This window comes from Janthinobacterium sp. ROICE36, from assembly GCF_002869965.1.
Taxonomy (GTDB): domain Bacteria; phylum Pseudomonadota; class Gammaproteobacteria; order Burkholderiales; family Burkholderiaceae_D; genus Janthinobacterium.
This window is the reverse complement of record NZ_PEBS01000104.1, coordinates 1-13,245: the sequence shown is the minus strand read 5'-3', so window position 1 is coordinate 13,245 and position 13,245 is coordinate 1. Positions and strand designations below refer to the sequence as shown.

The 13,245-nt window shown below is 61.0% G+C and carries 12 protein-coding genes and 1 pseudogene; 1 reads left to right on the top strand and 12 read right to left on the bottom strand.

The features are described 5' to 3' along the window. Positions 1-106: 106 nt before the first annotated feature. The 6 genes from CSZ94_RS25325 to rpsO form a co-directional block, all read right to left on the bottom strand. Complete coding sequence (locus tag CSZ94_RS25325) at positions 107-616, bottom strand: tetratricopeptide repeat protein (protein WP_258001198.1); 510 nt, start codon at positions 614-616, stop codon at positions 107-109. A gap of 64 nt (positions 617-680) precedes the next feature. Further along, complete coding sequence (locus CSZ94_RS25320; RefSeq protein WP_102124051.1) at positions 681-1,442, bottom strand: GIN domain-containing protein; 762 nt, start codon at positions 1,440-1,442, stop codon at positions 681-683. A 108-nt stretch (positions 1,443-1,550) separates the two neighbouring features. Continuing rightward, positions 1,551-1,760 carry a hypothetical protein gene (locus CSZ94_RS25315; RefSeq protein WP_146009900.1) on the bottom strand — a complete coding sequence of 70 codons (210 nt, stop codon included), beginning with the start codon at positions 1,758-1,760 and terminating at the stop codon, positions 1,551-1,553. 154 nt (positions 1,761-1,914) lie between these two features. Beyond that, positions 1,915-3,861, bottom strand: a complete 1,947-nt coding sequence (locus CSZ94_RS25310; RefSeq protein ID WP_180977628.1) for a methyl-accepting chemotaxis protein — start codon at positions 3,859-3,861, stop codon at positions 1,915-1,917. A 257-nt stretch (positions 3,862-4,118) separates the two neighbouring features. Beyond that, positions 4,119-6,236, bottom strand: coding sequence for a polyribonucleotide nucleotidyltransferase (gene pnp / locus CSZ94_RS25305; protein ID WP_102124048.1), 2,118 nt, complete (start codon positions 6,234-6,236; stop codon positions 4,119-4,121). Positions 6,237-6,457: 221 nt separating this feature from the next. Further along, positions 6,458-6,727, bottom strand: a complete 270-nt coding sequence (rpsO, locus tag CSZ94_RS25300) for a 30S ribosomal protein S15 (RefSeq protein ID WP_071076969.1) — start codon at positions 6,725-6,727, stop codon at positions 6,458-6,460. A 185-nt stretch (positions 6,728-6,912) separates the two neighbouring features. On the opposite strand from rpsO, the gene bamE reads away from it, so the two are divergent. Continuing rightward, complete coding sequence (bamE, locus tag CSZ94_RS25295; RefSeq protein ID WP_102124047.1) at positions 6,913-7,410, top strand: outer membrane protein assembly factor BamE domain-containing protein; 498 nt, start codon at positions 6,913-6,915, stop codon at positions 7,408-7,410. A gap of 8 nt (positions 7,411-7,418) precedes the next feature. Here bamE and CSZ94_RS25290 read toward each other — a convergent pair whose 3' ends face one another. The 6 genes and pseudogenes from CSZ94_RS25290 to CSZ94_RS25265 form a co-directional block, all read right to left on the bottom strand. Further along, the gene (locus CSZ94_RS25290) at positions 7,419-8,963 is read right to left on the bottom strand and encodes a 2-isopropylmalate synthase (RefSeq protein WP_102124046.1); all 1,545 of its coding nucleotides are present in this window, start codon (positions 8,961-8,963) and stop codon (positions 7,419-7,421) included. A 47-nt stretch (positions 8,964-9,010) separates the two neighbouring features. After that, on the bottom strand, positions 9,011-9,862 hold the full coding sequence (pssA, locus tag CSZ94_RS25285) for a CDP-diacylglycerol--serine O-phosphatidyltransferase (RefSeq protein WP_102124045.1): 852 nt from the start codon (positions 9,860-9,862) through the stop codon (positions 9,011-9,013). Between the two features lie 155 nt (positions 9,863-10,017). Then, positions 10,018-10,773, bottom strand: a complete 756-nt coding sequence (locus tag CSZ94_RS25280; protein ID WP_102124044.1) for an SIMPL domain-containing protein — start codon at positions 10,771-10,773, stop codon at positions 10,018-10,020. Positions 10,774-10,876: 103 nt separating this feature from the next. Beyond that, complete coding sequence (locus CSZ94_RS25275; RefSeq protein ID WP_102124043.1) at positions 10,877-11,632, bottom strand: SIMPL domain-containing protein; 756 nt, start codon at positions 11,630-11,632, stop codon at positions 10,877-10,879. A 224-nt stretch (positions 11,633-11,856) separates the two neighbouring features. Then, positions 11,857-13,083: an MFS transporter gene (locus CSZ94_RS25270; protein WP_102124042.1), complete on the bottom strand. Its 1,227-nt coding sequence runs from the start codon at positions 13,081-13,083 to the stop codon at positions 11,857-11,859. A gap of 35 nt (positions 13,084-13,118) precedes the next feature. Beyond that, positions 13,119-13,245 (bottom strand): annotated as a pseudogene (locus CSZ94_RS25265) (IS630 family transposase); the annotation flags it as partial.

The window sequence follows — 13,245 nt, the reverse complement described above, 5'->3', positions numbered from 1 at the left end:
GCCTCCAGACCGACCTTCGCCTTGAACTCGGCCGTGTGTACCCGACGTTTTTTACCTTCACTCATTTGCTGTCATCCTTTCACGGACCACAGCTTAAACCATCGTCTCAGATTCGGGATCCACTATAGTCAGCCGCATTCTCGTTGCCATTCGCCGCCGCCAGGTTCCACAGCATGTAGGCGATGACGTTGTCCTGCGGCACGCCGCCCATGTGGTAGCGGTACATCAGGCCCAGCACCTGCTGCGCCTCCGCATGGTTTTGCTCGGCTGCCTTGCGGAACCAGCCCACGGCCTGTTTGTGGTCTTGCAGCACGGCGTTGCCCGTGTAATACATGGCACCCACCACATACTGGGCGTCGGCCTTGCCCTGCTCGGCCGCCTTGCGGTGCCAGAACATGGCTTGCTTGTAATCCTGCGGCAAGCCGCGCCCCATGTAATACATCAAGCCCAGCAAATGCTGGGCATCGGCATTGCCGATCTTAGCAAGGGGCAATATTTCCTTGTAAGCCAGCGCGTAATTCTTGTTGTTGTAGGCGCTGGCGCCTTCGGCGAAGCCAGCCCGCGCGGGTAGCTGTATCGTCAACAGCATGAGTAATGTAATGATCAGTTTTTTCATCGGGATGGGATGTGGTCTGACTACTTTTTCTTGTCCTGCCAATAACACCTGCGGCAGGATGCTTTTATTTCCAGCTTACTTTGCCCAGGCCCTCGACGCTGACATCGCGGTTGGCCGGCTTGCCGTACACCACCACCGAACCCAGTCCGCTCAGGTTCAGTTTGGCATTCGTATGGGCATTCACCGTGGCGTTGCCGAGGCCGCTCAATTCCAGGTTGACGGCATCGGCTTCGAATTGCTGCGCATTCAGGCTGCCCAGGCCGCCCAGGCTGGCTTTCAGGATGCGCCCGCGTCCGCCCAGCACCACCGAGCCTGCGCCCTGCAAGTCCAGTTCCGCGCGCTCGTTGTTGCCGATCCAGAGCTGCATGCTGCCCACCCCACCCAGGCTGGCATTGAGCTTGCGATAGTCGCCCACCAGCTTGATGCTGCCCGCCCCTTCCAGCGACAAGGTCAGCTCCTCGCCCTTGAAACCCGTGATATCCGTGCTGCCAAAGCCTTCCGAACTGACTTCGCGCAAGTTCGGCAAGACCAGGTCGGCGCGTATCGACGAGGGGCCGATCTTGAAGCCGCGCACTTCCGTTTCAATGTGCAGGGTATCGCCGCTTTGCGCGGTGCTGACATCGGCGATGTAGCGCTTGTCGGCCGTGATGCTCAAGGACGCCACGTTGCCTTGGCGAATGCGCACTTCCATCACGCCATCGAGCTTGACGCGCACTACGCGGGCGTCGATGTTGCGCATTTCCAGCAAGCGGGTCTCGGCGGCCGCGCCGCGCACCAGGCCCAGTGTCGCCAGGAACAGCAGCGCCAGTTGCAGTGTCTTTTTCATGTAGTGCATCCTCGGTATCTTGTTTTTATCTGTCTGGTCGCCCGCCGGGGGCGTCTGCATTGCTCGCGCAACAGCACTGTAGCAGCGCCGAAAATTGCTGACAATCAATTATGCAAAACGGGATTTTTCCAGGACGCTCAGGCGCTTGGCCTTGATTACCACCACGTGCATGGCAGCCTTGCCAGCTGGCGCGGCCAGGGTGGCCGTGGAACTGGCCACTTGCAGGGCCGGGGCGGCCGGGGCGATGGCGTAGCAGCTGGCGCTGAGCAGGATAGCGGCGGCAACGGCAATGATTTCCATGTTTTTAGCGACGTTCATGTTGTTCTCCTCGGGTGTCTGGCAGTGGGCTTGCGGTATGGTGTCACTATAGCCATACCGCCCCCGGTCGACACGCCGATTGCGACGAACTGCGCTTTTGGCAGGCTGGCCTGACAAAAACGCGGGTAAACGCGCAGGTCGCTACGCTTGCAACTTAAAACTCTTCCCACTCATCGGCGCCGGACTTGGCCGCCTTGAGGGGCTTGGCCGGCGCCAGCGCGCGGGCTGGGGCGCGCGGCGCCGGCGCTGCCGGCCTGGCCTTGAGGCGCGTGACGGGCGCAGGCGCCGCGCCAGCACCGGCATCGCCGAGGTGGAACATGCCGACCGCCTGCGCCAGGTCCACCGCCTGCTCCTGCAGGCTTTCCGCGGCGGCGGCCGCTTGCTCGACGAGGGCCGCATTTTGCTGCGTCATGGTATCCATGTGCGTGACGGCCGTGTTGATTTCGCCGATGCCGGCGCTCTGTTCGCGGCTGGCCACCGTGATCTCGCTCATGATGGTCGTCAGTTGCTGCACCGATGCCACCACCTGATCCATGGTCTGACCCGCTTCATTGACGAGCCTGCCGCCGGCCCCCACCTTTTCCACCGAATCGCCGATCAATTCCTTGATTTCCTTGGCTGCCTGGCTCGAGCGTTGCGCCAGGTTGCGCACTTCGGACGCCACCACGGCAAAGCCCCTGCCCTGCTCGCCCGCGCGCGCCGCCTCGACGGCCGCGTTCAGGGCCAGGATATTCGTCTGGAAGGCGATGCCATCGATCACGCCGATGATGTCGACGATCTTGCGCGAGCTTTCCTGGATGCCGGCCATGGTACCCACCACCTGCTGCACCACGCGGCCACCCTTGGCCGCCACTTCCGAGGCGGACATGGCCAGCTCGTTGGCCGCATGTGCGTTTTCCGCATTCTGCTTGACGGTCGACGTCAGCTCATCCATCGAACTGGCTGTTTCTTCCAGCGCGCCCGCCTGCGCTTCCGTGCGTGACGACAGGTCGGCATTACCGGCGGCAATATCGGCCGACTCGCTGCGCACCAGGGTGCTGATGCTGCGTATCTGCACCAGCACCCTGGCGATCTTTTCGACGAACAAATTGAAGGCCTTGGCGATCTGCGCCAGTTCGTCACTACCTTCCGCGTCGAGGCGGCTGGTCAGGTCGCCGTCACCCGTGGCGATCGCTTCCATCGCATCGCGCACCAGGCCCAGGCGACGCAGGGCGCGCGCCACCAGTACGCTCAGTGCCGTGGCGGCCAGGGCCAGCACCAGCAAGGCCGTCAGGGCCGAGGCGCGCAGCATGGAGCCCAAGGCTTGCGTCGCTTCTGCGCGGTCGAGCACGGTAGCCAGCAGCCAGTCGCTGCCCGGCACCTTACTCACATGCAAGATACCATCGCGCTCGCCGAGGCGAATGGCGGCACCGTCGCCGCTCTTTTCAATATCGGCCAGCGCCTGCGCGCTCAGGCCCGGGTCCAGCTCGGCCAGCGGCTTCAGGGTCAGCTTGCCGTCCGGGTGGGCGATGATCTTGCCGCCGCCATCGACGAGGAAGGCGTAGCTGGACGCGGTTGGCTTGATCGAAGCGACGTTTTGCACCACCGCATCCATCATCACATCGGCCGCCATCACGCCCGTCACGCTGCCCTTGCCCCCCAGCGGTTCGGCAAACGTCACCACCAGCTTGCCCGTGCTGGCGCCGATATATGGCGCCGTGATGACGGGGCCGCCCGCTTCGGACGCCCGCTTGTACCAGGGCCGCGCCGTGGGATCGTAGTCGGCGGCGCGCTGGCGCTCCTGCGAAAAGACGGCGTGCTTGTCGGCAAAGCCGATATACGCCATGTCAAAGGTGCCCGCCTGCTCGGCCGCCTTCAGGGCCGGCAACGGATCGGCCGCCGTGGCGCCCTGCTTGAGCGAAGCCACCACGGCTTGCTTGGAGCGCAGCCATTCGGCGATGGCTGCGGCATGGCTGTGCGACAACTGCAGCATCTGCGTGTCGAGTGCTGCCAGGGTGCTTGAGCGCGTGGTATAGAAATTGGCGATGGCGACGGCCAGCATGGCCAGCACGACGATGGAAACAGCGATGGCAATCAGCCGTGCCTTAAGGGAGGACAACATGGTGCATCCAATAAAAAAGAGGAAATCGGGAGGGATGCACCATGGTCGGCGAATAAGATTTTGTCGTCAAGCAATACCGACTCTCGATTACCCAGAAACAACAATTGATACCATATATTAATCACCTTGCACGGCAAGCCCGCCGCCTTGATGATGCCGGGGTCGCTGGCGGCGCGCGCAGACTCGGCGTAAAAAAACCGCCAGGCTTGCGCACCGGCGGTTTTTGAAGATGCGGACCAAGCCGCCGTCAGGCGAACTTAAGCGGCTGGCGCTTCGTTGCCTTCGGCAGCTTTCATCGACAGCTTCAGACGGCCACGGTCATCCGTTTCCAGAACCTTGACGCGCACCAGCTGGCCTTCTTTCAGGTAATCGGCGACGGCGTTGACGCGCTCGTTGGCGATCTGGCTGATGTGCAGCAAGCCGTCTTTGCCTGGCATGACTTGCACGATGGCGCCGAAGTCCAGCAGTTTCAGCACGGTGCCTTCGTAGGTCTTGCCCACTTCGACGGAAGCGGTCAGTTCTTCGATGCGGCGCTTGGCTTCCTGGCCGGCAGCAGCGTCAACGGAAGCGATGGTGACCACGCCTTCGTCGCTGATGTCGATCTGGGTGCCCGTCTCTTCGGTCAGCGCGCGAATCACGGCGCCGCCCTTGCCGATCACGTCACGGATTTTTTCCGGGTTGATCTTGATGGTGATCAGACGCGGTGCGAAATCGGACAGTTCGGTTTTGACGTGCGGCATGGCTTTTTGCATTTCGCCCAGGATGTGCTCGCGGCCTTCCTTGGCTTGCGCCAGTGCCACTTGCATGATTTCCTTGGTGATGCCCATGATCTTGATGTCCATCTGCAGCGCCGTGATACCGTTGCGGGTACCGGCTACCTTGAAGTCCATGTCGCCCAGGTGATCTTCGTCGCCCAGGATGTCGGACAGCACGGCAAACTTGCCGCCTTCCTTGATCAGGCCCATGGCGATACCGGCCACGTGTTCTTTCATCGGCACGCCGGCGTCCATCAGTGCCAGGCAGCCGCCGCACACCGAAGCCATCGACGAGGAACCGTTCGATTCCGTGATTTCCGACACCAGGCGCACCGAGTAGCTGAACTCTTCAGCTGCTGGCAGAGCGGCGATCAGCGCACGCTTGGCCAGGCGGCCGTGGCCGATTTCGCGGCGCTTAGGCGTACCGACACGGCCCGTTTCGCCGGTGGCGAACGGAGGCATGTTGTAATGCAGCATGAACGAATCGGTGAACTCGCCCATCAGTGCATCGATCTTCTGGCTGTCGCGGGCGGTGCCCAGGGTGGCGACGACCAGCGCTTGCGTTTCGCCGCGCGTGAACAGGGCCGAACCGTGGGTGCGTGGCAGCACGCTGGTGCGGATCGAGATCGGACGCACGGTGCGCGTGTCGCGGCCGTCGATGCGTGGCTCGCCGTCCAGGATTTGCGTACGCACGATTTTCGCTTCGATGTCGAACAGGATGTTGTTCACTTCCGCGCTGTCGATAGCCGCGCCGCCGTTGGCAGCCGCTTCAGCCGACAGGTCGGCGATCACTGCCGACGTCGCTGCTTTCAGCTTGGCCGTACGCTCTTGCTTGTCCTTGGTTTGATACGCATCATTGATCTTGGCGTTGGCGAAATGCGCGACGCGGGCGATCAATGCTTCGTTTTTCGGCGCAGGCGCCCATTCCACTTCCGGCTTGCCGCCGTCACGCACCAGATCGTGAATCGCATCGATGACGACTTTCATCTGATCGTGGCCGAAGACCACGGCACCCAGCATGATTTCTTCGGACAACTGTTTCGCTTCCGATTCGACCATCAGCACGGCCGTTTCGGTGCCGGCGACCACCAGGTCCATTTCCGACGTTTTCAGCTGCTGGACGGTCGGGTTCAGGATGTACTGGCCATTCGCGTAACCGACGCGCGCAGCGCCGATAGGACCGCTGAAAGGCACGCCCGATACGCACAGGGCAGCCGAGGCGCCGATCATGGCGGCGATGTCCGGATCGATTTCAGGGTTGACCGACAACACGTGAATGATGACTTGCACTTCATTCAGATAGCCTTCCGGGAACAGCGGACGGATAGGACGGTCGATCAAACGCGATGTGAGTGTTTCTTTTTCGGAAGGACGGCCTTCGCGCTTGAAAAAACCGCCCGGGATTTTACCGGCAGCATAGGTTTTTTCAACATAATCAACCGTCAAAGGGAAGAAATCCTGGCCTGGCTTGGCATCTTTGCGGGCCACCACCGTTGCCAGAACGACGGTATCTTCGATCGACACCAGCACTGCGCCGGATGCCTGACGTGCGATTTCGCCGGTTTCCAGGGTCACTTGGTGTTGACCGTACTGGAAGGTTTTCGTAACTTTGTTAAACATGGGGTATCCCTTTTCTAATTGCCGACAGATTTTCAGGGGCTGTCGTTCACCTCACCACAGGCGGTGGAAAAACCGTTGCCGCCTTTACTACTTTACTTTTAAAACATCATATCAGTAAGAGAATACTTTACTTACAGATATAAATCCGGAATTCAAATGACAAAATGCCCGCGTCAGCGAACTGGCGCAGGCATTTCTGTATAAACCTTGTACGGCAAAAATTACTTGCGCAGACCAAGTTTAGCGATCAGGTCGCGATAACGAGTAGCGTCTTTCGACTTCAGGTAGGACAACAGGCTCTTACGACGGTTGACCATCATGATCAGGCCGCGGCGGGAGTGGTGATCTTTCGAGTGGGCTTTGAAGTGGCCGTTCAGTTCGTTGATGCGAGCTGTCAGCAGTGCAACTTGCACTTCAGGGGAGCCGGTGTCGTTTTGACCACGTGCATTGTCCGCGATGATAGCGGCTTTGTTGATGTTTTCTACTGTCATGATAAACCTTTCACATGCGGTGCACAGAGTCTGAACCCTATCCACCGTGAACTACGATTATTAAAATACTGGCCTATGCTTACAACCAGACGCGTAAGTATATCGGAAAAAAGCCCGCCTGTATCTTGTCGTGCGGGCTTTTCTCGGCGCATGATAGGATTTTCCTGCATTCCAGGAGCTCAAACATGAAAAAACTGCTCAAATTAGCAACAGCCGTGCTGCTTGCCGTGCTGGCCGGCTGCGCCAGCTGGAACACTCCGCCGCCGCAAGCGGGCGAACCGCGCGCCGCCGTGGAAGCGCGCCTGGGCAGGCCGAGTAACATTTACCCGCTGGCCACGGGCCCGGAACTGGAATACGCCACGGGGCCATACGGCCAGTACACCTACATGGCCCGCTTCGGCCCCGACGACAAGTTGATTTCCTACGAACAAGTGCTCGACACGCCAGGCTTTGCCCGGGTCAAGGTGGGCGTATCGACGCAGCAGGACGTGCTGCACCTGCTGGGCCGCCCGACGGAAACATCGTATCTGGCGCTGCCGAAACTGCACGTCTGGTCATACCGCTACAAGGAATCGGGCGTCTGGGATTCCATGATGCACGTGCACTTCGACCACGACGGCATCGTGCGCATGATGATGAACGGCCCCGATCCGGACAAGGAAGAGCGGCGCTTCTTCCGCTGAGCCCAGCGCTAGGGTTGCGGGTCGATACGCTCATCCTTGGCGTGCAACTTGTTGAGCGCCGACAAATACGCCTTGGCCGAGGCGACGATGATGTCCGGATCGGCACCCACGCCGTTGACGATGCGCCCGTCGCGCGACAAGCGCATCGTCACTTCGCCCTGCGACTGCGTGCCTGTGCTGATGGCGTTGACGGAGAACAAGACCAGTTCCGCGCCGCTGGCGGCCGCGCTTTCGATGGCGTTGACGGTGGCGTCGACGGGGCCGTCGCCCTGCCCTTCGCAGCTGCGCTGCACGCCGCCGACGAGAAATTCCACGCGCGCATGGGGCACGGCGCCCGTAGTCGACTGCTGCGCCAGCGCAATAAAACGGTAGTGCTCACTCTCCTGCGCCTGCTGTTCCTCGCTGACGAGGGCCATGATGTCTTCATCGAAAATCTCGGATTTCCGGTCGGCCAGCTCCTTGAAACGCAGGAAGGCGGCGTTGACTTCCGCCTCCGATTCCAGCCCGATGCCCAGCTCGTGCAGCCGCTGCTTGAACGCATTGCGGCCCGACAGTTTGCCCAGAACGATCTTGTTGGCCGCCCAGCCCACGTCTTCGGCGCGCATGATTTCATACGTTTCGCGCGCTTTTAATATGCCATCCTGGTGGATGCCGGACGCGTGCGCAAAGGCGTTCGCACCCACCACCGCCTTGTTCGGCTGCACGGCAAAGCCCGTAATTTGCGACACCATTTTTGACGCCGCCACGATTTGCGTCGTATCGATGCCTACCGTCAAGTTGTAATAGGCGGCGCGCGTGCGCAGCGCCATCACCACCTCTTCCAGCGCCGTGTTGCCGGCCCGCTCACCGAGGCCGTTGACCGTGCATTCGATCTGCCGCGCGCCGCCGATCATGACGCCGGCCAGCGAATTGGCCACAGCCAGGCCCAGGTCGTTATGACAATGGACAGACCAGATGGCTTTATCGGCATTCGGTATGCGTTCGCGCAAACGCTTGATGGTATTGCCAAAGATTTCAGGCACGGCGTAGCCCACCGTGTCGGGGAAATTGATGGTGGTGGCGCCTTCGGCGATCACGGCTTCCAGCACGCGGCACAAAAAATCCTCGTCGGAACGGCTGCCGTCTTCGGGGCTGAATTCGATGTCGTCCGTGAACTGACGCGCGTAGCGCACGGCATTTTGCGCCTGCAGCAAGACTTGCTCGGGCGTCATGCGCAGCTTCATCTGCATGTGCAGGGGCGAAGTGGCAATAAAAGTGTGGATGCGCTTGCGCTCGGCCGGCGCCAGGGCTTCTGCGGCGCGGGCGATGTCGCGGTCGTTGGCGCGCGACAGCGAGCAGATGACGGACTCGCGCACGGCGCCCGCAATCGCCCGTATCGACTCGAAGTCGCCCTGCGAGGCGGCGGCAAAGCCCGCTTCGATCACGTCGACCTTCATGCGTTCGAGCTGCTTGGCGATGCGCAGCTTTTCCTCGCGCGTCATGGAGGCGCCCGGCGATTGCTCGCCGTCGCGCAAGGTGGTGTCAAAAATGATGAGTCGGTTGCTGGTGTTCATGGCTGCTCCTGGCTGGCTGAAGACTGCGACGCTACCGACTCAGCACATCAATGCTCGGGGTCGGTCTGGATGATGCTGACGGGCTTGCCCTTCGCCATGCGCCAGAAAAACACGGCGTAGCCGGACAGGCCATAAGCGACGAAAATCGGGAACAGCACTTTCGGCGGGTCGATGGAAATGAGCGCAAAGAACAATGCCAGCAGGAATACCACGATGAAGGGCACGGACTTGCGGAAATTCACATCCTTGAAACTGTAGAACGGCACATTCGTGACCATGGTGAGGCCGGCGAACAGGGCGATCGTCCACGAGACCCAGGCCAGCTGGCTGCCGGAAAACTCCAGGTCGTTCATGAGCAGGATGAAGCCGGCCACCATGGCCGCCGCCGCCGGGCTGGGCAAGCCCTGGAAGAAGCGCTTGTCGACGACCTGGATATTCGTATTGAAACGGGCCAGGCGCAAGGCAGCGCCGGCACAATACACGAAGGCTGCCAGCCAGCCCAGCTTGCCCATGCCGCGCAGCGACCACTCATAGATCACCAGCGCCGGCGCGGCGCCGAACGACACCATGTCGGACAGGCTGTCGTACTGGGCACCGAATTCGCTCTGCGTATTCGTCAGGCGCGCGATGCGGCCGTCGAGGCCGTCGAGGATCATGGCGATGAAAATGGCCCAGGCCGCGTGTTCGAATTTCTGGTTCATGGCCATGACGATGGCATAGAAGCCGCAAAACAGGGCTGCCGTCGTGAAGGCATTCGGCAACAGATAGATGCCGCGGCGGCGCAAGGTTTTCTTGCCACTGCCATCATTCACCGGCTGGCGCGCGAATTTGCTGAAGCGGGACGCTTTGGAGACTGCGGGAGTGCCGTTCTTGCCTCTACGACGGGGGAAGTTTGCCATGTTGTTCCATATCTTGTGTACTGCGGGGGATTCGGTGCCGGATGGCGGGCGCATGACTGTCACGCTGCACCCGCCGATGTTGTCATTATAGAGGAGCCGCCGCCAAAGAAAAGCGCGACGGCGTCAAGCTGACAATATTGACGCCGATTCAAGCTTTATTTGAAGCGTATCTTCGCCACCAGGCCCATGTTGAGGGTCGTTTCGCCTGCTTCGAAGCTCGGTTCGGCCACCAGGCTACCGCCATAAGCGGCCGCATCGGCGCTCATATTGCGCGCGCCAGTCACATTGACGCGCTGCGCGTAATTGCCCGAGCCTTCGAAATCGATGGTGTCGATCACGGCCTCATTGACATTGCGCCCCATGGCGCCGGCGATGGCGGCCACGCGCTGGTTCAGGTTCTGATAGGCGGCAACGATGCGCTGGTCGTCGAGCTTGCGGATCGTGGCGGGCGCCAAGCCGAAATTCAGGCGGTTCAGGGTCAGCACGCCTTGCGCTGCAGAAACTGTTTTCGGCAAGGCGGCCAGGTTGCTCGTCGTCACCTGCAAGTACTGGCCCACTCGCCATCCCGTCGGCACTCTCGGCTTGGCGACGGTGCCTGGCGGCAAGGGCGCCGTTTCCGGGTACACGGCATACGTGTAGTAGCCCTGGGTTTTCAGCACGGCTTGCGGATCGGCTTTCTTGACGATGGCCGCGCCCTGGTTCATCTTCTGGTTGACGCGCGAGGCGGCGGCGGCCTTGTCCTTGTCCTGCTCTTCGATGGCCAGGGTGACTGTCACCTGGTCATTCGCATGCACTACTGCGCCGTTCGCCGGCACTACCACGAGGGTGCCGGAGGTGGGCAAGGTCTGCGCTTGTGCGCTCAGGGCAACGGTAGCGACGGCGGCTGCCAGCATAGCTTTCATGACGGTCATGGTGTTCTCCTGGAAAATAATGGGGCAAAAACAATCATGGGGCCGACAGCCCCATGATTGTTTCAAAACATGCTAATGCAGAAATATTTCCACCTTTGTGAGCTTACTTGAATTTGACCTTGCCGACGACACGCATGTCGAGGGTGGTTTCGCCCGGCTCGAAGCTCGGCTCGGCAACGGTGCTGTCTTCGGCCATCTTGGCGCTGCGCATCATCATCGGTGCGGCCGCAGCACGGCTTTCGTTGGCGTAGTTGCCCGAACCTTCGAAGTCCACCGTATCGAGCACGGCGTCGGAGACGTTGCGGCCCATGGCCTTGGCGATGGCGGCCACGCGCTCATTGAGGTTCTTGTACGTGGCGGCAATGCGCTGATCGTCCAGCAGACGGATGGTTTCCGGCTTCAGGCCGAAATTCAAGCCATTCAGGGTCAGCACGCCTTGCGCAGCGGACACGGTCTTTGGCAAGGACGCCAGATTGGCCGTCGTCACTTCCAGGTACTGGCCGACTCTCCAGGCCGTTGGCAAACGCGGCTTGGCGACGGCGCCGGCCGGCAATGGACGCTCTTCCGGATACACGGGATAGGTGTAATAACCATACGATTTCAATGCCGCAGAAGGGTCGGCCTGCTTGACGATGGCGATGCCCTTGTTCATCTTCTGGTTGACTCTGGATGCGGCGGCAGCCTTGTCCTTGTCCTGTTCTTCGATGGCCAGGGTGGCGACCACCTGGTCATTGACATGCTTGACTTCGCCGAATGCAGGGACGACTACCAGGGTGCCGCTGGTTGGCAGGGATTGCGCTTGTGCGCTCAGGGCAACGGTGGCTGCGGCAGCAACAAGGACGGATTTCATCACGGTCATGGGGGTACTCCTAGGTAGTTAATGTGGCTGACATAGTTAATGTGGCTGGCAACCCGCGAAAGGGACGCTTTTTCCATCCCTTTCGCCTGAGAAACTTGTCAAACTGTGTAGATTCTAACGCCTCGTTCATTCCTGTGGCGCAAATTAACAAATCGTCACAAAATGTGCTGGCCAGTCACATCTGCTCACATGTCAATACGCTGTCATTCAAAATAACAGCGTTCTTAGTGACCCAGCACCGCGCCGCCGCTGCGCCGGCCCGGCTTGAAACTGTAGCGGTGCGCGCGCCAGGCGATCACCAGCGCCACTATCAGCAAGGCCAGCATGGCCCACGGGAAGGACGCCGCGCCATAGCCGTCGAGCAGCATGCCGCCCGCCAGGCCGCCGCCCGCGATGGCCACGTTCCAGATGGTCGCCACCATCGCTTGCGCCACATCCATGCCGTCACCGGCCGCATCCGCTGACGCCGTCTGCAGCAGGGTGCCGGCGCCGCCGAAGGTGATGCCCCAGATCGCCATGCTGATATAGATGACGATGGGTGAGTCCATCGCCAGTCCCAGCGCGATCACCACCAGGGCAAAGGCGGCGATGCAGCCCAGCACGAGCGGGCGCAGCCAGCGGTCGATCAGCTGGCTGACCAGCCAGATGCCGGCCAGCGAACCCACGCCATACACGAGCAGCACCCGGTCGACGCGGGGACGCAAGCCGGACGGCGCCAGGAACGGTGCGATATACGTATATAAAATGTTATGCGCCAGCATCCAGGCGACGATCACAAACAGAATCGGCCGCACGCCCGGCGTCACGAACACCTGGCGGATCGACAGGCGTTCGCCATTCTTTTGCCCCGGATAATCGGGCACGACCAGCAACACCCAGGCGACCAGCACCACGGCCAGGCCGGACATGATGCCGAAGATGCTGCGCCAGCCCAGCACGCCGCCCATCAGGGTGCCCAACGGCACGCCCAGCGACAGGGCCAGCGGCGTGCCGATCATGGCGATGGCCATCGCCCTGCCCTGCTGCTCGGTGCGCACCATGCGGCGCGCATAGCCGGCCATCAAGCCCCAGGCCAGCCCGGCAGCCATGCCCGTCACGAAGCGCGAGAGCAGGGCGACGGCATAGTTGGGCGCCAGGGCCGTCGCCGTATTGAAGATCAAGAAGCCGATGATGGCCAGCAACAAGACATTGCGCCGGCGCCAGGTGCTGGTCAGCGCCGTCAGGGGAATGGCCGTCAGGATGGAGCCGACGGCGTAGACGGTCACCATCTGGCCCGTCATGACTTCGGAAATACCGAGGTCCAGGGCAATCTGCGGCAGCAAGCCGGCCGGCAAGGTTTCGGACAGGAGGGCGAGAAACGCCGTCATGGCCAGGGCCAGCAAGGCCAGGATGGGAATGGAAGAGTCAACAGCAGCCTGCGAGGGCGCCGTGGCGGTGGTACGCTCAGTCATGGGGGGTCTTTCAGTTTGCGCAAGCGGCTAAGATACTAGTGTAGTGCTTCGTTATTCTTTGAACTAAGCCTCCGATTGGCACGGATCACTTTTTGCAGGATGTCGTTAGCCTTGGCGGTCCATACAAACGGCTTCGGATTCTGATTATGGGCCATAATATAT